This is a genomic window from Methanoculleus chikugoensis, from assembly GCF_019669965.1.
In the GTDB taxonomy this organism is placed as follows: domain Archaea; phylum Halobacteriota; class Methanomicrobia; order Methanomicrobiales; family Methanoculleaceae; genus Methanoculleus; species Methanoculleus chikugoensis.
Genome location: NZ_AP019781.1, coordinates 1,829,301 through 1,851,183 on the forward strand (window position 1 = coordinate 1,829,301; position 21,883 = coordinate 1,851,183).

The window sequence follows — 21,883 nt, forward strand, 5'->3', positions numbered from 1 at the left end:
TGGTGAGGGGCGACGTCATTGCTCCCCCGACTGAAGTCGGGGGCCTTCTGTGCGTTTCGTCGTAAAAACGGGATGAAAATATCCAGAGCGCCTGGGATCTATCTTGTCCTCGGGCTCCGCATCATGGGGGCGACGTTGCACCCCGCCATCTCCCCAAAGCAGAAGATGAACCGCTCTCTGATACTCTCCGGCAGTCTTGCCTCCGGAATGGGTTCAAAACCGAGGCTCCCGTAGAACTCGATCAGGGGGAGGGTCGAGTGGATGTAGATCGTCTCGGAGCCGCATTCTTCGAGGAGCATCTGCACGACTTCCCTGGCGTATCCATGCCCGCGGTGCTCATCGAGCGTGAAGACGCAGTCCATCTCAAGGCCGCCCGGATGGCGGGTACAGCGTGCTGTCGCCGCAAGGGTTCCGTCGATAAAGATGCCGAATATCCTCTCCCGCGCCGGGTCGGCCTTCTGACCGCGGTAGTGCGTCCAGACCTTCTCTGCAAGCGGGAATTCTTCATGCTCCAGTTCACGGACTTCTTTTGCCATCGTCTTCCTCGCGTATGACTACAGATTGCCGCACCCGGGTATTTAATCGAACGGGCAGGAGATACCCCGGCCGTCTGAACGAGCCGTCAGAGCACACCCGGCCAGGGGATGCCGAGGCCCATGATCAGCTCCTTCAGTTCGTCGCGGATGCCCCGATCGGTCTTGAGAAGAACCAGGAGGTAGACCAGCCCGCCGAGCGCGACCGCCCCGAGGACGACGAAGACGTTCGTGAGCGGGATGACGAACGAGTAGATCACGACGACGGTCACCATAACAAGCGCGGCGAGGACGATGTGCCCCACGGCTCCGGGTTCAATCCGCACGCGGATGCTCCGGGAAAGGGCGCGACGGGAGAGCGCCGCGTTCAGCACCATGGTGGCGAGTGTCGCAAGCGCCGCTCCGACGATGCCGTATGTCGGGATGAGGAGGATGTTCAGCACGACATTAGCCGTGACCGCGACTGCCGTCACCCGGAACGAGTCCTTCGGCCGGTCGAGGGCGTTCAAGCACATCGTCTGGAGGTACATGAAGATGCTCGCCACTTGGACGAACAGGAGTATCGCAAGCGCCCCCGCGCCGGTGGAGAACGACGCCCCGTAGAAGAAGTAGAGGAGGCGTTCGCCGAGAAGCCAGCCCCCGGCAACGACCGGGACCGCGAGGAGGAGCGAGTAGGTGAAGGCACGGGCAAGCGCACGCTCTACTGAAGCGAGGTCATTCTGCTTCCCCCAGTAACTGATCTTCGGGTAGAGGGTGGTATGGAGTGCTACGGTGGTGAACGTCGCGATCGACGTGAGCTGGAGCGCCACGCGGTAGATGCCGATGTCGGCATCGGTCATGAAGTAGCCGATCATGATGGTATCGGCGTAGGAAAAGACGAGGTAACCGCCTGAACTGAGGAACGTCCAGAACGAGAACGCGAAGAGGCTCTGGATGTGAGAGCGGCAAAACGGTGCCAGCTTGAGGTCGAGGAACCGGAAGTTAACGATCCCTGCCGCAAGGAGCCCGGCAACGAACCCCCCGGTGAGGCCGGCAAGGCCGTAGCCAAGGATGATCGCGACAACCTGGATGCCTATCCGGGTCAGGTTATCGACCAGGCTGCCGATCTGGTTGATGCCGACCTTTCCTCTCCCGTAGACACCGTTTAAGACGATGTTCGTGAAGGCGCTGACGACCAGCGCGAGGATCAGCCAGGGTAGCGTCCCTGATGAGGTAAGTTTGACGAGGTACGGCTGCGCGATGAGGAGAAAACTCACCGAGACGACCACCAGCGCCACCCGGAGGAGGGCAAATGCGGTGAAGTACGCGTTCTGGTCCTCGCCCTCGCTGATCCGCTTCACGGCGGCGCCGCCGAACCCCCCATCGCCTATCAGGTTGAAGACGCTGAAGTAGGCAACAAAGAGGTAGTACGCACCCAGTATCGCGGGACCTACCGTGTGGGCGAAGTACATCGTGGAGAGGAACCCGATTGCAGTGAGGGCCAGCGTCGAGGCGAGGCTGATGACGCTCTGGCGCTGGACGGCATCGATGCGCATGACGCGGGCAAGGTATCCGGAGGGACGGAACACGAGCATTGGTTTCGCCGGGAAAGGCCTTATTGATTTTGAACTGGTGCGGGAGAAATAACCGTGATCCGGCGGGTGGAATTGTGCCAACATATATTACGATCCGCGCACACAGGAGGTCGCTCATACGATTTGCGGGAGGTGAGATCCTGGATGTGGGAGTAATCGGTGTTGGGATGATGGGCAGGAACCATGCCCGTGTGTACTCGGAATTGAAAGCAGTGGACTCGCTCTACCTGTACGACCTCAACGGGAAGGCGGCCAGCGACCTTGCCGGAGCCTTCGGGGCAACGGCCTCCCCGACCGTCGAGGATCTGCTCAGAAGCGTCGACGCGGTGAGCGTATGTGTCCCGACGCCCTACCACTTCTCCGTTGCGGAAACGGTGCTTGATGCCGGGGTGCCGGTGCTGATCGAAAAGCCTATCTGTGCGACGGCAGAGGAGACGCGACGGCTCATCGCGATGATCTCCGACGGCCTCATCGTCGGCGTCGGGCACATCGAACGGTTCAACCCGATCGTTCCTGAGATCAAGAAGATCGTCCGACGTCCCCTCTACATTGAGATGAAGCGGCACAACCCGGCATCGTCCAGGGTGAGCGGCTCCTCGGTCGTCGAGGACTTGATGATCCACGATGTAGATATTGTGCGAAACGTTCTCCTTCCGGACGGCCCCTATCAACTCACCGGCAGTGGGAACGAGGACGTTTGCAGCGCCCTCTTCTCTTTCGGAGGAACCCCGGTATACCTCTCGGCGAGCCGGAAGTCTTCAAAGAAGATCCGGATGATCTACATCGAGGAGGAGGAGTTCACCATCGAAGGGGACTTTATGGCCCAGGAGATCTACATACACAGAAAACCCGGGCAGTATGCGGTCGAGGACGAGCGCTACGTCCAGGAGAATATCATCGAGAAGGTGCTCGTGAACAAGCAGGAGCCGCTGAAGATCGAACTCTCGACGTTCCTCGACTGCGTGGCCCGGGGACGCGAATTCCCGGTCAGCCCCGCACAGGCACTGTTGAATATGAAGATATGCGAAGACGTCACGCGGTGTTTCTCACCTTTGATGGTGTTGGCATGAGCAACCGGTTACAATCGCTCATCAGCGCCGGGGGTTCAATCAAGAAGATCGGTGTCGTCGGGATGGGATACGTCGGCATCCCCGCCGCGGTGCTCTTTGCAGATGCCCCGGAGTTTGAGTCCGTCCTGGGGTTCCAGCGGGCCTCCGCTTCATCTGGCTACAAGATCGATATGCTGAACCGTGGTGAATCACCCCTCAAGGGCGAGGAGCCGGGGCTTGAAAACCTTCTTGCAAAGGTTGTCGATGCGGGGAAGTTCCAGTGTACCTCGGACTTCTCGGAGGTCGCGGGGTGCGATGCGGTAACGCTCGCGATCCAGACCCCCTTTGCAGATCCAAAAGACCTGATCCCCGACTTCTCGGCCCTGACTGAGGGGCTCCGGCAGGTGGGGAGGCACCTTTCGGAGGGCACGCTTGTGGTCCTCGAGTCGACCGTCACCCCCGGGACGACCGCCGGGATGGCCCGCGAGATCCTCGAAGAAGAGTCGGGGCTCGTCGCCGGTGAAGACTTCGCCCTCGCCCATGCCCCCGAGCGAGTGATGGTCGGGCGGCTGCTCCGGAATATCCGCGAGCACGACCGGATCGTCGGCGGGATCGACGAGGTCTCGACGGCGCGGGCGGTCGAACTCTACCGCCCCGTCCTCACGACGGGGAAGATTATCCCGATGACCGCAACCGCGGCCGAGGTGACGAAGACCGCCGAGAACGCCTTCCGCGACCTCCAGATCGCCGCTGCAAACCAGTTGGCGCTGCACTGCGAGGCGATGGGCGTCAATGTCTACGACGTCCGTGCGGGGATCGACTCCCTCAAGGGCGAGGGGATCACCCGGGCGATCCTCTGGCCCGGCGCCGGGGTCGGGGGCCACTGTCTCACGAAGGACTCATGGCACCTCGAGCGGGGCGCACAGGTTCTCGGCGGTGATCTCTGGTACCCGCACGGGGCGGAGTCGGTCTTCGGCGTCGCACGGAAGATCAATGAGTTCATGCCCGAACACATGGTTCACCTGACTCTTGAGGGGCTCAGGCAGGCCGGGAAATCCCCGGAGGGCGCGAAGGTCGCGCTCCTCGGATGGGCATTCATCCAGAACTCCGATGACACCCGGAATACACCGGCAGAGCCCTACCTCACGGCGATGAAGGAGGCGGGAGCGGAAGTCCGGGTTCACGACCCGTATGTGGATACGTATCGGGGGGTTGAGGTCTCGCACGATCTCGATGAGACCCTTGCGGGAGCGGACGTCGTCACCATCTTCACCGGCCACCATCATTATGCCTCCCTCGATCCGGCGCGGGTGAAGGAGTTGTCGGGAGAGGAGCACCCGGTGATCGTCGACGGCAGGAACGTCGTCGATCCTGATGCGTTCATCCGGGCGGGGTTCATCTACAAGGGCATCGGCCGCGGCGATAAGAACAGCCATCCGATCCGGTAGTTACCATGAAGGTCGTATCGATCGTCGGCGCCCGGCCGCAGTTCATCAAGTGCGCTCCCGTTTCCCGGGAACTCAGGAAGGAGAACGAGGAGATCCTCGTCCACACCGGGCAGCACTATGACCACGGCATGTCGGAGGTCTTCTTCGAGGAACTCGCGATACCGAAGCCCGACTACAACCTCGGTATCGGCTCCGGGACCCATGGCCGCCAGACCGGGGCGATGCTCGGTGCGATCGAGGCCGTTCTCGAAAGGGAGAAGCCCGATGTCGTTCTGGTCTACGGCGACACGAACTCGACCTTTGCTGGCGCGCTTGCGGCGGTAAAACTCCATATTCCGGTCGCACACGTTGAGGCGGGGCTCCGGAGCTTCGACCGGCGTATGCCCGAGGAGGTGAACCGGGTGCTTACGGACCACGCATCTGACCTCCTCTTCTGCCCGACGGAGACGGCTGTTAGGAACCTTGCGGCCGAGGGGATCACGGAGGGTGTCTTCCTCGTCGGGGATGTGATGATGGATGCGATGAACCACAACCGCGCAGTTGCGGAGGAGCGCTCCCGGATCCTCGATGAGGTCGGGGTCAGTCCGGGAGAGTACCTCGTCGTCACCGTCCACCGGCCGTCGAACACCGATAGCCCGGAGAACATGGCTGCTGTCCTTGGCGCCCTCGGGGAGGCCGGAATGTCGGCCGTCTTCCCGGTTCACCCCCGGACACGGAAGTGCCTCAGTAAATACGGCCTTCTCGCAACGATGCCGGAGAACGTCCGGGTCTTCGAGCCGCTCGGCTACCTCGATATGCTCCGCCTGATGGCGCATGCGAAGAAGATCCTCACCGACTCCGGCGGCATCCAGAAAGAGGCGTATATGCTCGGCGTGCCCTGCATCACCCTCCGGGAGAACACCGAGTGGGTCGAGACGGTCGAGGCCGGGTGGAACGTGCTCGTGGGGGCGGAGAGGGAGAGGATTGTCTCGATGATCCGCGAGTTTGCTCCGGCAGGAGACCAGTTCCCGCTCTTTGGGAATGGGCAGGCTGCCGCCGGGATTGCAAAGATTATTCGTTCCAGAGGTACCACCAACCGCCCCGGTGTGTAGGGAGGTGTGGGCATCTGGTAGGCGGTGGTAAACCAGTTTTCTCGGTGGTCATCCCCCTCTATAACAAGGCCCCATATATCGAGCGAGCGGTTCGATCGGTGCTTGCCCAGACCGAACAGGAGTTCGAGGTCATCGTCGTAGACGACGGGTCGACCGACGGGGGTGCGACGATCGTCGAGCGCTTTGCAGACGCCCGGATACGCTTGATCGTGCAGGAAAACCGGGGCGCCTCGGCTGCACGGAACCGGGGGATCCGGGAGGCGAACGCGGATCTCGTAGCGTTTCTAGATGCAGATGACGAATGGCATCCAACTTTTCTAGGGGCGGTTCTCGACCTCTGCAGGCGTTACCCCCGGGCCGGGGCTTATGCGACGGCCTACGCGGTCTACAACCCGGACGGCGGTATGCGGGTCGCCTCGATTGCGGCCGTGCCTCCGGCCCCCTGGAGCGGGCTGCTCCCGAACTACTTTCAGTCGGCAACCCTCGGTGAGCCGCCGGTCAGCGCCTCCTCAGTGGCGATACCCAGAGAGGTCTTGGAGGAGATGGGTGGATTTATCGAAGGGTTCTGGTGGGGCGAGGATGTGGACCTCTGGGGCAGGATTGCGTTCTGCTACCCGATCGCATTCACCCATCGGATCGGTGCGGTTTACCATACCGAAATTGCCTGCAGGGCCTGCACAAGGGTCCAGCCAGTCCCCGAGAACCCGTTCGTCGCCTCGGCACGGCAAGCGGCCAAACGCGGGCTGATTCCTCCGGAGATGCTTGACGACGTGCTGGAGTATGTTGCCGCAAAACAACTGCAGACTGCAGCGCGGAACATCCAGGCCGGGCGCCCCGACCTCGCGCGGGCCAACCTGGCCTGGTGCCCGACCCGGAGGTTCCGCCAACGAAAATTCTCGTACTCCCTGATGGCGTTCATACCCGCTCCCTGGTACCGGCGCTACCGGGGCCTGAAAGCAGCCCTCTTACCGACGGTCACCGAACCGTCGGACAGCAGGCCCCGTCAGCACTGAAAAACTCTTATCTGCTCCGGCCCCCTTACCGGTGACGATGGCTCCCGAGAACGGCGACCACCTGGTTGTCTTCACTACATCCTACCCCTTCAGCAGGGTCGTGGAGTCGTTCCTCGACCGGGAGCTCCCGCACCTCTCCTCGGTGTTTGACACCGTCACGCTCGTCCCGCGCCTCTCTCCCCCGCCCGGCGAGAGGCTCGACCGGCCGCTCCCGGAGAACATATCGGCCGAGACTTCCATCATGCACGATGCGCAGAAAGAGAGCACGGCAGCCTACTACCTGCACCTCATCCTCTCATCGCTTGCATCACCGGAGTTCTACGCAGAGTTCCGGCAAAACTACCGGTGCATGATCCACCCGGCCGGGATGCGCAAGGCGCTCGGCTACCTCGGCATCGCGCTCGACGTCCGGGACTGGGTCGCACGGAGGGTCGAAGAGGGGCTGCTCGATCCCGCCCGCACGCTCCTCTACACCTACTGGTTCGACGGCACCGCGCTTGGCGCCGCGCTGGCGAAGAGGGACTTCCCGGAGATCCGGTGCGTCTCGCGGGCGCACGGGTATGACCTCTACGCCGAGCGCTACACCCCGCCCTACATGCCGTTTGAGGAGACCAGAACCTGCTCCCCTGACCGGATCTACCCCGTCTCGGAGCACGGGAAGAGGTATCTTTCAGCCCGGCACCCCTCGTGTGCATCCGGCTTCCGGGTGGCCCGACTTGGTACGGGAGATCCCGGGTTCCTCACGCCCCCCTCCCTCGACGGGGTCTTTCGGGTCGTCTCCTGTTCCCACATCATTCCGATAAAACGCATCGATCTCCTGCTCAGGGGCCTTGCGGAGGCAGGCCGGATGCAGCCAGACCGGGAGTTTGAGTGGGTGCACATCGGCGGAGGGCCGTTGCAGGCAGAGTTGGCGACCTACGCCGATGCGACGCTGCCAGGGAACGTCAGCCACCGGTTCACCGGGTACCTCGACAACGCCGCCGTCCTGGAGCATTACCGGCAGAGCCCCATCGACGTCTTCATAAATGTCAGCGAGTCCGAGGGCATCCCGGTCTCGATCATGGAGGCGGAGAGCTGCGGTATCCCGGTGATCGCAACGGCGGTGGGCGGGATCCCGGAGATCGTCTCCGACGCTACGGGCATCCTGCTCCCGGAGCACCCGGCGCCACGGGATATAGCAAAAGCCGTCGTCAGGATCGCTGCCGACCCTGGCGGCACCCGGGCGATACGGTCGGCGTGCAGGGAGAACTGGGAACGCTGCTATGACGCGGACCGGAACTTCGGTGCCTTCGCTGGCGACCTGCAGGCCCTCCTGCGGTGATTCGTCACACCCGCCAACCGTCCGAGAAGAGCGTCAAAAACTTCGCTGCGCTCTTCTGCCACGTAAACCGTTCGTCAACGGTCCTCTTCGCATTTTCTCCGAGGCGCCGGGCTATATCCGGGTTCTCGATCAGGTAGTCGATCATTTTAGCGATCTCAACCGGCTCCGGCGGCACGAGGATACCATTCTCCCCATCTCTGATCGCCTCCGGTATCCCCGCCACAGGGGTTGCAATGATGGGTTTGCCCATGGCCATCGCCTCAAGGAGCGCTATCGGCAACCCGTCCCCGAAGGTGATGTGCGTGTAGATATCGCAGAAGGAGAGCGGCACAGCGGTGTCCTCGATATCTCCCGTGAAGACAACGTGCCCGGACGCCCCTTCGGCCCGTGCGAACTCCTCTACCTCCGGGGAGAAGACGCCCTTCCGGGTCGCGACAAGGACGATCTCCGGATACTTCTCTTTGAGGAGATTGACGGCCCGGATGAGATGTTTCAGGCCTTCGGCCTTGTACTTCAGCGCGGTCAGGCCGAGGGCAAGGAGCACCGGCCGGCGGTCTTCGATGCCAAACCGCTCGCGGAACGCAGCGACCCTCTCCGGGGTCACCATGGCAATCTCAGGGGCCCCTGCGTAGGTTATCTCGGTCCTCGGGAACTTCAGGTTCCAGACCTCGAAGGTCCTCTCCCTGAGCCGGTTCGATACGAACGTTACGTGGTCGCACCGGTTGAGGAGGGTCTGGTAGAAGAGCCTGAACCGGTCCGTCAGCGCCTCCTCCGGCTCGGTGTGGAATGTCTGCACAACGATGCAGCCGTGGAGGAGTTTGTAGGCGATTGCAGGGAAGAGGCAGTGCCAGCCGCCGTGAACGGTGACGACGTCCGGCCCGTAGTCACGCAGGGCAAAGAGCGACCGCACCGCAAAGAGCCGCTGGCTCGCCGGGATCCCGACCTCGTCGGGATCATGCCCTTCCCTGAATATGACCCGGATATCGGCGCCGCTTGCAGCAAGTTCGTTGACCAGGTTCTGCAGGTAGACCCTGATGCCTCCGCCCTGGCTCTCCTTCCAGTAGTTGGTGATGAGCGCGACCTTCATGCAACCCGGGTTGATGGGTGCTGCGTCGTTATATCAACTTTTGCGCACCCCGGGGGAGGACGCCGGGTAGACTGCCGCGAGTGCTGTCCGGCGGGTCGCCGGTTGCCTGTCGGTCGTTCGGCGAAGGTGATGGCGGTGATACCCTGGTGCCTCCTCTTGCCTCCTGCTGTGCCCATCGGAGAGCGATTATATATACTCTGCCCATAGACAGGGAGCTGTTCAGCCACTCGCGTTCGTGCCGGACCGGAGGGGAAGGTTCCGGGCAGAGAGGCCTGGACTCTTGCCTATGCGTATCTGCATGCTTACCACGACTCACCTCCCCTACGACGGGCGGATATTCGAGAAGGAGGCGAAGAGCCTTACAAAGGAGCATGATATTATAATCATCGCTCCTTCGGAATACGGGGGTATCGAGGAGAACAGCGGTGTGAAGATCGTCGCCGTCCGGAAACCCGCTTCAAACCTCCTTCATCCCCTGACACTCTGGAGAGTGCTTCGGGCAGGTCTGGGAGAGGAGTGCGACGTCATTCACTGCCATGAACCGGACGCTCTCCTCGCAGCGCTCCTGTTGAAGGCCGTGAAAGGCCGAAAGGTCGTCTACGACATCCACGAGCACTGGCCGAGCGAGATCCCGTTCGATCTCGGTGTCCCGAACGTGTCAGTCCTCACGAGGGTTCTTGAACCCCTGCTTTCCCGGGGAGAGGTTCTGCTCTCGCGGTTTGCCGACGCGAGGATTGCCGTCAGCGAGAGTGTCGCGGAGCGGTTCGGCAAGAACGGGACGCGTCCTGTGATCATCTCCAACTACTCGGTCGCCGAGTCGGCGCCGCCACCGGCATTGCCGGCAGGGGGCAACCGTAACGTGGTCTACATGGCCGGGAACATGCAGATGTTTCACGGCATCAGGGAATGCATCCAGGCGATGTCGAAGGTGGCGGCGATATACCCCGACATCTCCCTGACGCTCGTCGGGAACGTCCGGGAGGATATCGGGGCGATTGCGGCGGGGGCGGACCCGCGGCCGGAGATCACGCTGACAGGCTACCTCCCCTACCGGGAGATGTACGACACCCTGCGCATGGGGAGCATCGGGCTCCTCGTCTTCCAGCCCGACTACTACAACGCCTACATCGGCCTCCCGAACAAGCTCTTTGACTATATGCTCTGCGGCCTTCCTGTCGTTGCAAGCGACTTTCCGGAGATCCGGAAGGTGGTGGCGGAGACAGAGTGCGGGGTGCTGGTCGACCCGACCGACCCCGATGCGATCGCGGAGGCGATCACCTATCTTCTGGAACACCCGGACGCGGCGCGGAGGATGGGGGAGAACGGGCGGAAGGCGGTTCTTGAGCGATACAACTGGGGGGAGATGGAGAAGAGGCTGCTTGGGGTGTACCGCGCAATTGAGGGACAGTTGGGGGGTGGCGGGGTCTGAAACCGGCACTGAGGGGGAATCCCGCCCTGCCCCCGGACGTCCGTCTCCAGCCCCAACCCTCACCCGGGGATTCGTCTCAGGGGCGAATGAGATCCTCCCAGGAGGCCAGGACCCCATTTATCCTCTCGCAGCGCCACAACAGCACCCGGTACGAGAACCGGATCCATCTCACCGACCACTTCGTCTACCACAGACGGATGATCCACACCAGTAAACACGAGGAGGATGGGTAACGCTCTACCTTTATGAGGATGTCGAACTGGTGGCGGAGGAGATCTTCTACCGCTGCAGAAAGAGGCCGATATTGGTCAGTAAACGCCGAATAAGCGGCAAGGGGTACGCTGACCGGATCCGGATCGTCTCTTCGCTGACGGTGGAGCCCTACGAGATTTACGATCTATATATTCCAGAACCTGATCGAAGGCTCTAACGTCTGCGTTCAAGAGCCAGAGCCAGGCGGATACACCCTATCTCCGGAAGAGAGACGGTCTTCGGCCACATCTTCGTCGGGCTCCTCTGCCTCTACTCTTATTGCGGGATCCTGAACCGGATCAAGCAGGCGGAGATGACAGCGCACCTCTCGCCCCCGGGCCTGCTCCTGAAACGCTCAAAAGTCTATGCAGTGAGCCCTGGGGGAGGAACAGCCCGTCAAGGTGCCGAAGTAGGTCTAAAAATTGCGGAGAAACGCAATCTCGATATATTCCCTAATATGTGAGGAGTTTGGGATCAAACTTATCCTCTACAATCTCAGGAGAACGATCACCCCGGGCCGATCATGGCCTGGGATCGATTTTTTCTACAGAGCATTTCAAGGGTAACATTAAGCGACATATGTGGTTTTCTTACCATCCCTGTCAAGCAAGAGGCGGGAAGAGTACCAGGCATAGGCCAGCGATTTATAGTAAGCGGCCCTCAGGAAGTCATACCACCGGTAGCGTTTACTTCCGTTGTACCTGTCCCACAGTAATTGATTCTCCCTGCGGCGGACATCCGTAAGAGTACTTGTCTTTGACTCCGGGTGGAAACGGAATGCTGAGAGGAAAGCATCGACATAGATTGGAACTGTCCTTTGTGCAAAGCGGATATTGAGGTCATAGTCAAAACAGAACTGCATCTGTGTATCCAGCTTCCCATACTCAAAATATTTGTCCCGCTTCCAGAAGGTCGAGGGTTGAGCTGCCGTCATGCCAGAGTAGAGGAGTTTTTGCAGATTTGTGGGTCTTGCATACCACCGAACAATGACACGATTTTGTGGATTTATCATGAACGTATTCCCAATCCACCATTCGGCAGAAGGGTTTGCGTTATATGCTTCGCTTACTCTCTGCAGGGTCCCCGGAAGATAGACGTCGTCGGAGTTCAACCAGGCGATGATATCTCCCGTGGCTACATCAAACCCCTTCGCTATCGCTTCCGCCTGACCACCATCCGGTTCACTGACCCAGTATGTGAGGGAACGATCGTATCGCTCAATGATGGAAACGCTCTGATCGGTAGAGCCTCCATCCAATATAATATATTCAAGGTTCGGATAATCTTGTGTGAGAACAGATTTGATCGTCTGCTCCAGGTACTGCCCCTGGTTATATGATGGAGTAACAACGGTAATTTTTGGATAGGGATTACTCATGGCTGATATAGTTTTTCCACTGCGAGTTAAATTAATTTTGGTAGAAACATGGATTTTTCTGTAATCGGATTTCGTTGAAACTTTTTTGTCAACGGGCAATCCAGCCTAGAGGAGGCTGATCGCTAAATTGCTCCTGGTGTCAACGACTGTTCGTGTCGACGAACGGGTCAATCAACCGTTTAGAAAACTTGCCATCCTCCTCAGCCCGAACCACCGTAGAAATTGGCGAAATATGCTGGGAAAATGGAGAGGACATTTGAACTGTGTTGAAAATACTATATCAAATGATATGCTAAATTGTCATATACGGCCTTTGTTTCCTGGGCTGTCTTTTCCCAGGAAAAGAATTTCAAACGTTCGAATCCTTTCATGATACATTGCTCCCTGTATTCATTGTCAGAAAGAATTTCTTCTACTCTCCGAGTAAGTGACTCTGGATCGTTCGGATCGAAATAACAGGCGGCATCTACTCCGATTTCCGGGAGAGAACTAGAATTGCTCAGTATTGCAGGACAACCACAGGAAAATGCTTCCAGAATGGGCAGTCCAAAACCTTCGTAAAGAGAAGGAAATACGAATGCCTGCGCGTTTTCATACAACTGTCTCATGATGTAGTCGTTTGTTTTAACAAAATGCACTTTCGAAGAGATATCTAACTCGCGCAACATTTTCATTTCATTTAAGTTGAATGGTCCCCCTCCTGCACAGTAAATGTGAAGATCCTCATCATTCTTCAACAGTTCAGCCATAGCTTTGATGAAAAAGATGTAATTTTTATAGCCTTCTCGGTTCCCAACGTAGAGTAGATATGGCTTCATTAAATATGAGTCGTTTAAAGTAGAACCAACGGGGGAATTAATTTTGCTCTCAAACGGATTCCCATGATAGACAACATGAATCAGATCCGGGTCAACATCAAAGATTTTTATAATATCTTTTTTTGTATTTTCAGACACGGCGATGATGCAGTTCGCACCTTCGATAAGCCGTTTTTTCCCTTCTTCTGTTCTGTCGTAGGGTGAGAAGAAGTCTGGATAAAGTTCATGAATCATGTCGTGAACCGTTAATACATAGGGTTTTTCCATGAGATACTTTGTGAAATATGGATCATAGTATGTTGGATGAAAAATATCAAATTCTTGTTTCTTCAATAAACGAACAGATTCTCTTTGATTACTACGTAGACCGTTTAATATATCTATCGGCGCAACCTTCCGAATGATCGGAAACCCAATACATGCAATTTTTCGGATGATTGGTAAACCGTGATGTATGATCTTTTGAATTGCTGGAGATCCCTGTGCGTCATATAAACAGATATCATTGTTTAATCGTTCTTTGCTCGATGAGTAGAGATCACGAAGGTTCTCATTACGCGACTTACGTAGTGCAAGGGTGAATTCAGTGTCGGGGTCCAAAGAAAACTGACCCATTAGTTCACAAAAGTAACGTGATATACCGCCGTACTTTTGCAATGTGAAGATCTGGTGATCATAAAGGAGTTTCATGATTTATATCTGCCCCAGTAAAGGTATTCTAGGTATCTATCTTGATGTTATTTGTTGCAAAGGGGATCCTTACATCGTACAGAAAGGCAGAGTATCTCTCGTGCCTCAGTGCGAGTACCAGGGTGGAAGAAGGTCCCTGCCTTGCGCTGCCAGTTGTAGACCGTCGCATCCTTCCTGATCGCAGGATAGATCGCGAGAGTGGGGCGGGTAGTTCCCGCACCCGGTCTTCCAGCGCTTGCAGTCTAAGGAATGGGCGCAGCGACCGGCAAGGATCTAGGCACCCTGCAGTCATTATCACTAACTTTGACTGTATCAACATCTGGGTGCCTACACTGAAGTCGGGTAGAGTCCGTTGCAATCGATACGCTGCCTGGGCAGCCCCACCCCATATGTCGAATGCAGTGACTTTGGAAAATTTTCACCGTATAACATTTCTATTAAAGAGATCTCTTGACACCTTATTGATTCCCCGCACGATAAGAGATTTTTTACGATGGAATCTCCAGAACTCCAGCATAACATCTTTATTGAGCTGGATATCTTTTATGAAGGTGCAAGTACGCTTCGCTCTTGAGAGATCGTTCTCAAAAATGCGCGTCTTGTCGCAGTGCGTTCCCGTGCCATCGAGACCGATATTGTTGACATATGAGTAGCGGGGGCAGATAGAATACATTCTATGTTTGAAATGCGCATAACTAAATCGGATAGCCCAGGAATTAATTTTTCCTTCCATCTGTAATTTAAGCATATTTGTAAGATCATCTCCTCCGCGGTTGAACTGCTTTTGCCGTTCAGAATCATTAATGAATTGACGATAGTCCTTGATCTCCCAATCGACAAGGTTCCACCGGTCAGCCCAGGTAGCCCAACCCCATGATGAATTCCGGTAATTCAGATAGATGTCATCGGGAAAGTTTTCGGGAAAACTCATACAGACTGGCGGTAGAGTGTAGCCACTTATCGACATAATTTCAGGGTTACAGTGATAGAATTCCAGCCCCTCGTTCATGAACCGCAGGAAGTAAGGACTTGTTACGAGGTCATCTTCCAGCACGATCACCCTGCCGTAGTCGTTCACAATCTTTGTCACGCCATCGATGATCGAATCGGCCAACCCCCAGTTTTCACTCCGCTCGATGATCGTGACTTTTTTGAATCCGTCTATTGTTTTGATATACTCGCGGACTCTGGCAACATCTTCTACCGCGCGCTCAGTTTTGGGAGCGTCGCTGTAGATGAAGATCTCACTTTCGCTCGCCAACTCGTTCTTTTGTAGCGCCTCTACAGTCTGCCGGGTGTGCAACGGTCGGTTGTAGACGAAGAGAGTTATGGGAGCTAATTCAGTTTCAGTCATTCTACCCATCCCTCGCGGCATGAAAGCATAATAGAATCATGACTTCTGGACATACATTTAGATATTTTTCGATGAACAATATGAATCGAAAGGCTATTGAAGATAATGGTAACGTCTCAGATCTTCTGTAATTTGCCTGAGCCCTGTCTCCTTGTCTGATCATTCCTTCTCCATCGTCAAATACCTTCTGCCGGTGACCCACTCCTCGTTGATGTCCATCAGGATAGATCCGACCAGCCGGAGAAGGGATTCCTCGTTCGGGAACACGCCTACAACCTTGGTTCTCCGTTTCAGTTCCCTATTGACCCGCTCCACCATGTTCGTCGTTCTGAGCCGTTTCCCGTGCGGTTTTGGGAATGCCGTGTAACTCATAAGCCCGGGGAGGAATCGTTCGATGGTGTTGGCTGCTTTCCGGTACCCCCTGGCATTCAGGTCATCAGCGAGATCTTGAAGCCTTTGTTCACTTCCATAGGCCTCCTTCAGGCCTTCTACAACCTCTTTCTGGTGTTTCCGAGGAATATTCCTCAAGACAGCTCGGGTACAATGAACCTGACACATCTGCCAGGATGCACCGAGGAAGGCGGCTTCAGCCGCCTTCTGGATGCCGGTATGCCCATCCGAGACGACCAGTTGAACCCCGGTGAGTCCCCGTTCGTTGAGCTCCTCGAACATTCCTGACCAGAATTCTTCGTTCTCACAATCCGTGATTCTTGCGCCCAGGATCTCCCGGTAGCCGTCATCCCGGACGCCGGCGACCACCAGGACCGCTTTGGTGACGTATCGTGCTCCGTCCCGGATTTTGTAGTAGGAGGCATCCACGAAGAGGTATGGGATAGCCTGTTCGATCGGCCGCAGGAAGAATGCCTGCACCTGGTCGTCGAGGTTCTTGGCCATCCGGGAGACCGAAGCCGGGGAGAGCTGGTCGATCCCCAGATGACTGACGATCTCCTGGATCTTTCTCGTCGAAACTCCCTGGAGGTAGGATTCGACAATTGCGTTCACCAGAGCTTTCTCCACCCGGGCATAGCGCCCGAAGACCTGTGTCTCGAACGGGAACTCCCGGAACTGCGGTTTCCGGAGGATCGTCTCCCCGTATCGGGTCTTGAGGGATCGGTCCTTGTAACCGTTTCGATGCGCTTTCCGCGCATCGGTGCGTTCGTACTGGGCGGCTCCTGCCTGCTGGAGGGCCTCTGCGAGCATCACCTGGTTGAGGAACCAGGTGATGAGCGTCTTCATGCCGTTCTCCTGATCGGAAAGATAATCTTCGATTAACGCTAAGGGATCCATGGCCCTGTTTCTCCTTTGTCCAAATCTAGGTTGGATCCAGGGCCAATTCAATTTTACAGAACTTTCGTTACGCTACCTTTTTCATTTAGTGACTGGCAAAATAAGCTGCACTACATCTGCCGTTCATTTTAACAATCTTTGTAGGTTGTTATTTGTCTTAACTTTCAGGCTCAATAAGTTTGAAACAGTTCCCCAATATTTTATCTTGTCCTTCGAATCAACTACATAGATAGTCTCAAAACACCATTACCTGGACGGGGACACCCATTCAAAGATCATCACGTTTCTCGTACATCTGCCATTCCAGCAGGACCAGAATTTGAGCACCATCAGGTACGGTTCCCGGGGAAGCCATACCGGCGATTCGACGCAAGATATAACTCAGCTATTTGTTAAACCGTGGAAGAGTGCTCCAAATCATGTGAATGTTGGATCCGCGAATGCTTTTAGGACAACTTCTAATCTACCTTAGGGAACATCGCATTAGAATGACCTTCAGATCATTTATTCCGTTTTACTATCAAGCAGATTTTATGTCTCTCCCCTTCTACCGACTATAATATTTTTTAAGAACATCTGCAGACGCCGAACTGGATTATATTCATTGGAATGAACGTTTTTTGCCAACCCTTCTGGGGTCAATAGTAAATTTGCCTCTTTTAGTGTGTATGTTCGTTTTCTATCTCCAATAATCTCCCTATTTCGAGCGGATTCAGGATTTTCGTAAGTGTCTCCTAGATTATGTTTTACATGGCTATAATCATGATTCTGATGTATCACTGTGGTAACCGCTGTTGCATCAATCACAGGAATCCTGTTTGTTCGGGCGTTGTAAATCATCCAGTTATCCCATCCAGCTCTTCCAACAGCAAATGGTGGAATAGACTCAAAAGTATCTCCCGGAAAGACAAAATAGTCGCTTCCTGCTGGGGGGTGAATTTTCGCGTGAACTTTTAGGTAATCATGCATGTTCTTTTGCCAATTATCTACTGAAAAATCCCACGGTACATCGATATCTACATCCCACCGTTGACCAACCATCAAATATGCTTCTGGTAATGTCTGAATTGTTCTGATTGCTCCTATAAAGTCTTGCAAGAGAATAATATCTGCATTAACATAGCAGAGGATCCCGTTGCGAGCCTCACGATGTGCTTTTGTAAAAACGTCGCTTAATAGTGGTGTGCCATATTCGTTTTTTGCAATGTTCTGAATATGACGCACGCCAAGTTCTTGTGCAATTTCTTCAACCCCCTCTTCATCTCCAAAAAGGATAATTTCACAGGACGGTTCGAGTAGAGTCCAACTCTTGATCGCGTTCTTTTGAATAACGGAGATATGATCTTTAAATGGTTTGGGGATCGTGAAGATCGTCAACATAGGTTCTTAATCTCCTTTTCGTTTGAGGATAAAACAGCCTAACCCATAGAGTCTTTCTTGAGGGAATCTGTTAAGGGCTTCTTTTTTTGTAACAGGGATCCACTTATTCTCCATATCTTTAGTCCAATACTGTTCTTTCTCAATGATGTATCCACTTAACAAGAGAGGTAAGCGGGCTTCTCCGTACACTCTATGGAGAGGGGGAAATACAGCATCTTTACCCACGGGAATTGTTAGAAGCATGATTCCCTCCGGCTTAAGTAACATTTTCAGTCGCTCCATTGCATCTAAATCACCGTCAAGTAGATCCTCTGTTACTCCATAACGACCCGCAAGGCCAACATGTTCGATGACGGAGCAGTTGATAATCAGATCAAAATGACTTTCGGGCAGCTGGAGTTTGAGAATGTCTCCTTGCGTAAAGTGGAGGTGGGGGTGATGATACAGCCATGCAATTGGCTGCTGGTCGACTGCCGTCACGTTGAACCCGGCCTCTGCGGCGACAAGCCCTAATGAACTCCCCCCGGGCCCAAAATCCAATGCTTCTCCTGATCCCTTGGGCATCTGCGATGCGACCCACGACCATTCGATGTCACGGTCGCCGAGAAGATTCAGTTTGTCGCTATGACCGGCGAGAAATTGATCTCTAATAAACCTATATATCCTTTTCATTTTAGTATTTCCATCTCCATTGTTTTTTTCTTCCTTTATTTATTTGATCCCAAACTTCTCACGTGTTAGGAGGTTATCGAGGTTGATTTTCTCGGCGATCTTGTAGACCTGCTTCGGCACCTCGGCGGATCCGCCTCTCCTCCCAAAAACTCACTGCCTATGACCTTTGAGATTTTCAGGAGCAGCCCCGGGGGTAGGAGGTGTGCAGTCATCCTCGCCTGCCTGCTCTGGTTCTGGATCCGGTAGGAGAAGTAGAGGTACCCAACGAAGACGTGGCTTAAGATCACCATTACTTCCCGGAGATAGGGTGTATCCGCCTGGATCAGGCCCTTCGGCAGACTGGTCTTCGACCAGGTTCCAGTTGACATGGGACGAACTGGATCTCGACGCCGCCAACCCGTTCCGACGGGGCGGCTTCGTCGCAGGCGGATACGAACTGGGAGAAGATATTTGGCGTAGACAAAGAACGATTAGATACGAATATAGGTCTCAGGCAAGCCATAGAAATATGAGACAATGCAACTCAAAAAGAGGTGCAAAAACGAACATATTAAAATATCGCTCGTCAAATCATTGATGGGCTATGGTATCAATACTCATTACCGGGATAAGTGGTTTTGTCGGCGGGCATTTTACTCGATACTTGTTGAGCAAGAAAACAGGCTATGATATCCACGGTGTGAGTCGTTCAAAACCCGCGTGGGATACTGTTCTGGATCAGGCGTTTGATTTACGCTCAATTACGTTTCATCCATGCGATTTGCTTGACTCCGCAAAAATCAATACAATAATTAAAGAAATACAGCCGGATCTCATTCTCCACCTGGCATCGTTCAGCTCTGTCGCTCAAAGTTGGCGAGATCCTCCCGGTTCGTTTCTCAACAATACCAATGCATTTCTCAATATTATTGAAGCAGTGAGAACTCAGGAGTTAGACTCTAAGATACTATCCATTGGTTCTTCCGAAGAATACGGCATCGTTAACATGAGTGATCTCCCACTTACCGAAGAACGGCAGGTTAGCCCTGCAAATCCATATGCGATCGCAAAAGTCTCTGAAGAATACTTATCCCGAATCTACGTAAAAGGCTACCACCTCAATATTTGTTGTACACGCTCTTTCAACCATATTGGACCGGGACAAAGGGATCAATTTGTAGTAAGTTCTATTGCCAGGCAATTCGCTGATATTGCAGTTAATCATAAAAAACCGATAATAAAAATTGGGGCGGGATCAATTATCCGTGATTTCGTGGATATAGATGACGTAGTTTTGGCATACAATGCAATATTAGAAAAAGGGGTACCTGGCGAAGTTTACAATGTATGCAGTGGTAGAGGGCATTCAATTCAGGATATTGTAGATTGCCTGTCCAAGTTAACACAGATACCGATAGAAATAGAGCAGAAAACTTATCTCCTCCGCCCGATAGACAATCCGATACTCATCGGGAGTTATGAAAAACTTCACCGTGAAACGGGGTGGGAACCCACCCATTCTATCGAGCAAAGTCTTGAAAAAATCTATACTTACTGGTTTAATAAATTGTCATAGACCTTTTTTGTGCCCTGAGCCGTATTCTCCCAGGAAAATAGTTTTAATCGTTCGAATCCTTTTCTGATAAGTGTCTCCCTGTAATGATCGTCGGAAAGAACTGTTTCGATACTTTGAAGAAGGGATTCCGGATCATTTGGATCGAAATAGCAGGCTGCATCCGCCCCGACCTCGGAAAGGGAACTGGAGTTACTTAATAGCGCAGGGCAACCACAGGAAAATGCCTCCAGAATGGGAAGCCCAAAGCCTTCGTAGAGAGAGGGGAATATGAACGCCTGTGCGTTTTCATATAAATGCTTCATAATCAGATCATTTGTGTTGATAAATCGCACTTTTGAAAGGATATTCAATTCATTGAGTATTTCCAGTTCAGGCCGCATAAATGGCCCTCCTCCAGCACAATAGACACGCAGGTTCTCATCTTTTTTTAGCAGTCTTGCCACGGATTTAATGAAAAATATAAAGTTTTTATACCCATTCCGATTTCCTACAAATAAGATATAGGGCTCCTCAAGTGCTGGATGCTCAAAATTGTTTTTGACCCGGTGTGATTGAACCAGATATTCAAAGGGGTTTCCAAGATACACCACAGAGATTCTATCCGGCTCGGCATTTGTATATTTTATTATATCGCTCTTCGTGCTCTCTGAAATCGCAATGATTGCCTCAGCCTGTTCGATCAATTTCTTTTTCCATGTTTTTGTAGGATCATTGGGGGAGAAGTAACCAGGATATAGTTCATGGATCATATCATAAACAGTTAGTATGAATGGTTTTTGCTGGAGATGCTGCAAGAAATACGGGTCATAGTATGTCGGATGGAACAGGTCAAAGTCCTGTTTCTTTAACATACGTACTGATTCTCTTTGATTAATACGCAGGTAATTTAATACATCGACACGTGTAATTTTCCGGATGACCGGGAAGATATGTGTGTTACACAAGAACTCACTTCTGCTTGACCAGTGCTGATATAATGCATAGCGACTGCAAAGGTTTTCGTTACGCGAATAACGCAGGGCGAGAGTTTGCTCAATGTCTGGATCTTGGGAATACTGATCCATCAGTTCACAAAAGTACCGAGAGACGCCGCCATAGTTCTGCTGAGTGAAGATCTGGTTGTCGTAAAGAATTTTCATGCAACCTCATCCTCCTTGCTAATTTTAAGGTATTCCATATCTCGAAATGTTTTACTGACCATTTTTGATTTAACCAATGGAAATATCAACCAGTACAGTTTGCACACAAGAAACCACAATTTTTTATCTATTTTTTTAGGCGTAAAAAGATGTATGGAACTGTACGAATAACAGTTCACCCTAAATTTTTTGGCTATGGTTTGTAATGTTTTCTGGGAGTAAAATGAAACATGCTGTCCATGCTCTAAGCCATAATACCACCAGTCATCAGGTTTCGGTACGGGCTTAGGCAATAATACTGTTGAAAAAATAATATTGTGAGATACAGCAAAAATTTTTTCGAGATCATCAAGAGGCTGGACAAAATGTTCAAAACTTTCAAACGAGGTAATAACGTCTATTTCATCGCCATTGGGAGAGTACTCAAATCCTTGTGCAAATTTGTTTTGTGTATATGGATCGTACCAACAAAAATCAAAACCAATATCTCGCATTAGGCGGGTAAGAATTCCGTAGCCTCCGCCATAATCTAGATATTTCTTGTTTTGAGAAAAAAAACTGTAAATAATACATGAAGTTATTTTGGCGTCGTAGATGTTACGCGACAATATACCTGTGTCGGTACGATTAATTGGATTTTTATATGCTTCTTGCAACCAACTGGGGTCATCAGTACAAATGTATTCACAATCAGGACATTGGAAATATTGAACTTTATGTTTGTTTAGGATTTGACCTGAAAAAACAGGAATCATGACCCCTTCACAAATATTACATCTCTTTTTCATATTTTCCCACACAGTTTTAAAATTC

Annotated in this window: 21 protein-coding genes; 9 read left to right on the plus strand and 12 right to left on the minus strand. The window is 53.4% G+C overall.

Going from position 1 to position 21,883, the window contains the following annotated elements; translation table 11 throughout:
* Positions 1 to 98: 98 nt before the first annotated feature.
* Positions 99 to 536: a GNAT family N-acetyltransferase gene (locus MchiMG62_RS09195; RefSeq protein WP_221056696.1), complete on the minus strand. Its 438-nt coding sequence runs from the start codon at positions 534 to 536 to the stop codon at positions 99 to 101.
* A gap of 86 nt (positions 537 to 622) precedes the next feature.
* Positions 623 to 2,101, minus strand: coding sequence for a flippase (locus MchiMG62_RS09200; protein ID WP_221056697.1), 1,479 nt, complete (start codon positions 2,099 to 2,101; stop codon positions 623 to 625).
* 173 nt (positions 2,102 to 2,274) lie between these two features.
* Here MchiMG62_RS09200 and MchiMG62_RS09205 point away from each other — a divergent pair, with 173 nt between their 5' ends.
* The 5 genes from MchiMG62_RS09205 to MchiMG62_RS09225 are packed head-to-tail and all read left to right on the plus strand — an operon-like array spanning position 2,275 to position 8,029.
* On the plus strand, positions 2,275 to 3,177 hold the full coding sequence (locus MchiMG62_RS09205) for a Gfo/Idh/MocA family protein (protein ID WP_244987841.1): 903 nt from the start codon (positions 2,275 to 2,277) through the stop codon (positions 3,175 to 3,177).
* Positions 3,174 to 4,604, plus strand: a complete 1,431-nt coding sequence (locus MchiMG62_RS09210; RefSeq protein WP_221056698.1) for a nucleotide sugar dehydrogenase — start codon at positions 3,174 to 3,176, stop codon at positions 4,602 to 4,604. The genes MchiMG62_RS09205 and MchiMG62_RS09210 overlap by 4 nt, the downstream gene beginning before the upstream one ends.
* Positions 4,605 to 4,609: 5 nt before the next feature.
* A complete protein-coding gene (wecB, locus tag MchiMG62_RS09215) occupies positions 4,610 to 5,695 on the plus strand; it encodes a non-hydrolyzing UDP-N-acetylglucosamine 2-epimerase (RefSeq protein WP_221056699.1) in 1,086 nt (361 codons plus the stop codon).
* Positions 5,696 to 5,739: 44 nt separating this feature from the next.
* On the plus strand, positions 5,740 to 6,708 hold the full coding sequence (locus tag MchiMG62_RS09220) for a glycosyltransferase family 2 protein (RefSeq protein WP_221056700.1): 969 nt from the start codon (positions 5,740 to 5,742) through the stop codon (positions 6,706 to 6,708).
* Positions 6,709 to 6,745: 37 nt separating this feature from the next.
* Positions 6,746 to 8,029, plus strand: a complete 1,284-nt coding sequence (locus tag MchiMG62_RS09225) for a glycosyltransferase (RefSeq protein ID WP_221056701.1) — start codon at positions 6,746 to 6,748, stop codon at positions 8,027 to 8,029.
* 4 nt (positions 8,030 to 8,033) lie between these two features.
* On the opposite strand, the gene MchiMG62_RS09230 is transcribed toward MchiMG62_RS09225, so the two are convergent.
* On the minus strand, positions 8,034 to 9,116 hold the full coding sequence (locus tag MchiMG62_RS09230) for a glycosyltransferase family 4 protein (protein WP_221056702.1): 1,083 nt from the start codon (positions 9,114 to 9,116) through the stop codon (positions 8,034 to 8,036).
* A gap of 298 nt (positions 9,117 to 9,414) precedes the next feature.
* On the opposite strand from MchiMG62_RS09230, the gene MchiMG62_RS09235 reads away from it, so the two are divergent.
* From MchiMG62_RS09235 to MchiMG62_RS09245, 3 genes are all read left to right on the plus strand, one after another.
* Entirely contained in the window at positions 9,415 to 10,545 is a 1,131-nt protein-coding gene (locus tag MchiMG62_RS09235) for a glycosyltransferase family 4 protein (RefSeq protein ID WP_244987663.1), read from the plus strand.
* An 86-nt stretch (positions 10,546 to 10,631) separates the two neighbouring features.
* Positions 10,632 to 10,778: a hypothetical protein gene (locus MchiMG62_RS09240; RefSeq protein ID WP_221056704.1), complete on the plus strand. Its 147-nt coding sequence runs from the start codon at positions 10,632 to 10,634 to the stop codon at positions 10,776 to 10,778.
* A 29-nt stretch (positions 10,779 to 10,807) separates the two neighbouring features.
* Complete coding sequence (locus MchiMG62_RS09245; protein WP_221056705.1) at positions 10,808 to 10,975, plus strand: hypothetical protein; 168 nt, start codon at positions 10,808 to 10,810, stop codon at positions 10,973 to 10,975.
* A gap of 390 nt (positions 10,976 to 11,365) precedes the next feature.
* Here the strand turns inward: MchiMG62_RS09245 and MchiMG62_RS09250 are convergent, their stop codons facing one another.
* The 7 genes from MchiMG62_RS09250 to MchiMG62_RS09280 all read right to left on the minus strand — a co-directional run bounded on the left by MchiMG62_RS09250 (position 11,366) and on the right by MchiMG62_RS09280 (position 18,666).
* Positions 11,366 to 12,175: a glycosyltransferase family 2 protein gene (locus MchiMG62_RS09250; protein ID WP_221056706.1), complete on the minus strand. Its 810-nt coding sequence runs from the start codon at positions 12,173 to 12,175 to the stop codon at positions 11,366 to 11,368.
* 275 nt (positions 12,176 to 12,450) lie between these two features.
* Positions 12,451 to 13,683, minus strand: a complete 1,233-nt coding sequence (locus MchiMG62_RS09255) for a glycosyltransferase family 4 protein (RefSeq protein ID WP_221056707.1) — start codon at positions 13,681 to 13,683, stop codon at positions 12,451 to 12,453.
* Positions 13,684 to 14,101: 418 nt separating this feature from the next.
* Positions 14,102 to 15,037 carry a glycosyltransferase gene (locus tag MchiMG62_RS09260; RefSeq protein ID WP_221056708.1) on the minus strand — a complete coding sequence of 312 codons (936 nt, stop codon included), beginning with the start codon at positions 15,035 to 15,037 and terminating at the stop codon, positions 14,102 to 14,104.
* A 159-nt stretch (positions 15,038 to 15,196) separates the two neighbouring features.
* Positions 15,197 to 16,324, minus strand: coding sequence for an IS256 family transposase (locus MchiMG62_RS09265; protein ID WP_221056709.1), 1,128 nt, complete (start codon positions 16,322 to 16,324; stop codon positions 15,197 to 15,199).
* Between the two features lie 531 nt (positions 16,325 to 16,855).
* Positions 16,856 to 17,704, minus strand: a complete 849-nt coding sequence (locus tag MchiMG62_RS09270) for a hypothetical protein (protein WP_221056710.1) — start codon at positions 17,702 to 17,704, stop codon at positions 16,856 to 16,858.
* A 6-nt stretch (positions 17,705 to 17,710) separates the two neighbouring features.
* Complete coding sequence (locus MchiMG62_RS09275; protein WP_221056711.1) at positions 17,711 to 18,376, minus strand: class I SAM-dependent methyltransferase; 666 nt, start codon at positions 18,374 to 18,376, stop codon at positions 17,711 to 17,713.
* A gap of 65 nt (positions 18,377 to 18,441) precedes the next feature.
* The gene (locus MchiMG62_RS09280) at positions 18,442 to 18,666 is read right to left on the minus strand and encodes a hypothetical protein (RefSeq protein WP_221056712.1); all 225 of its coding nucleotides are present in this window, start codon (positions 18,664 to 18,666) and stop codon (positions 18,442 to 18,444) included.
* 293 nt (positions 18,667 to 18,959) lie between these two features.
* Here MchiMG62_RS09280 and MchiMG62_RS09285 point away from each other — a divergent pair, with 293 nt between their 5' ends.
* Positions 18,960 to 19,931, plus strand: coding sequence for a GDP-mannose 4,6-dehydratase (locus MchiMG62_RS09285; protein WP_221056713.1), 972 nt, complete (start codon positions 18,960 to 18,962; stop codon positions 19,929 to 19,931).
* On the opposite strand, the gene MchiMG62_RS09290 is transcribed toward MchiMG62_RS09285, so the two are convergent.
* Both MchiMG62_RS09290 and MchiMG62_RS09295 read right to left on the minus strand, forming a co-directional pair.
* Positions 19,907 to 21,070 (minus strand): glycosyltransferase family 4 protein, encoded by a 1,164-nt coding sequence (locus MchiMG62_RS09290; RefSeq protein ID WP_483414102.1) that lies wholly within the window; start codon positions 21,068 to 21,070, stop codon positions 19,907 to 19,909. The genes MchiMG62_RS09285 and MchiMG62_RS09290 overlap by 25 nt on opposite strands.
* Entirely contained in the window at positions 21,067 to 21,858 is a 792-nt protein-coding gene (locus MchiMG62_RS09295; RefSeq protein ID WP_221056715.1) for a class I SAM-dependent methyltransferase, read from the minus strand. The genes MchiMG62_RS09290 and MchiMG62_RS09295 overlap by 4 nt, the downstream gene beginning before the upstream one ends.
* Positions 21,859 to 21,883 lie beyond the last annotated feature (25 nt).

Bases quoted from the DNA above. Each gene is read 5' to 3' on its own strand.
- MchiMG62_RS09275 (WP_221056711.1), bottom strand. From the start codon at position 18,376: ATGAAAAGGATATATAGGTTTATTAGAGATCAATTTCTCGCCGGTCAT.
- MchiMG62_RS09265 (WP_221056709.1), bottom strand. From the start codon at position 16,324: ATGGATCCCTTAGCGTTAATCGAAGATTATCTTTCCGATCAGGAGAAC.
- MchiMG62_RS09270 (WP_221056710.1), bottom strand. From the start codon at position 17,704: ATGTTGACGATCTTCACGATCCCCAAACCATTTAAAGATCATATCTCC.
- MchiMG62_RS09235 (WP_244987663.1), top strand. From the start codon at position 9,415: ATGCTTACCACGACTCACCTCCCCTACGACGGGCGGATATTCGAGAAG.
- MchiMG62_RS09295 (WP_221056715.1), bottom strand. From the start codon at position 21,858: ATGAAAAAGAGATGTAATATTTGTGAAGGGGTCATGATTCCTGTTTTT.
- MchiMG62_RS09210 (WP_221056698.1), top strand. From the start codon at position 3,174: ATGAGCAACCGGTTACAATCGCTCATCAGCGCCGGGGGTTCAATCAAG.
- MchiMG62_RS09260 (WP_221056708.1), bottom strand. From the start codon at position 15,037: ATGACTGAAACTGAATTAGCTCCCATAACTCTCTTCGTCTACAACCGA.
- wecB (WP_221056699.1), top strand. From the start codon at position 4,610: ATGAAGGTCGTATCGATCGTCGGCGCCCGGCCGCAGTTCATCAAGTGC.
- MchiMG62_RS09285 (WP_221056713.1), top strand. From the start codon at position 18,960: ATGGTATCAATACTCATTACCGGGATAAGTGGTTTTGTCGGCGGGCAT.
- MchiMG62_RS09250 (WP_221056706.1), bottom strand. From the start codon at position 12,175: ATGAGTAATCCCTATCCAAAAATTACCGTTGTTACTCCATCATATAAC.
- MchiMG62_RS09205 (WP_244987841.1), top strand. From the start codon at position 2,275: ATGATGGGCAGGAACCATGCCCGTGTGTACTCGGAATTGAAAGCAGTG.
- MchiMG62_RS09230 (WP_221056702.1), bottom strand. From the start codon at position 9,116: ATGAAGGTCGCGCTCATCACCAACTACTGGAAGGAGAGCCAGGGCGGA.
- MchiMG62_RS09225 (WP_221056701.1), top strand. From the start codon at position 6,746: ATGGCTCCCGAGAACGGCGACCACCTGGTTGTCTTCACTACATCCTAC.
- MchiMG62_RS09240 (WP_221056704.1), top strand. From the start codon at position 10,632: ATGAGATCCTCCCAGGAGGCCAGGACCCCATTTATCCTCTCGCAGCGC.
- MchiMG62_RS09290 (WP_483414102.1), bottom strand. From the start codon at position 21,070: ATGAAAATTCTTTACGACAACCAGATCTTCACTCAGCAGAACTATGGC.
- MchiMG62_RS09255 (WP_221056707.1), bottom strand. From the start codon at position 13,683: ATGAAACTCCTTTATGATCACCAGATCTTCACATTGCAAAAGTACGGC.
- MchiMG62_RS09195 (WP_221056696.1), bottom strand. From the start codon at position 536: ATGGCAAAAGAAGTCCGTGAACTGGAGCATGAAGAATTCCCGCTTGCA.
- MchiMG62_RS09280 (WP_221056712.1), bottom strand. From the start codon at position 18,666: ATGGTGATCTTAAGCCACGTCTTCGTTGGGTACCTCTACTTCTCCTAC.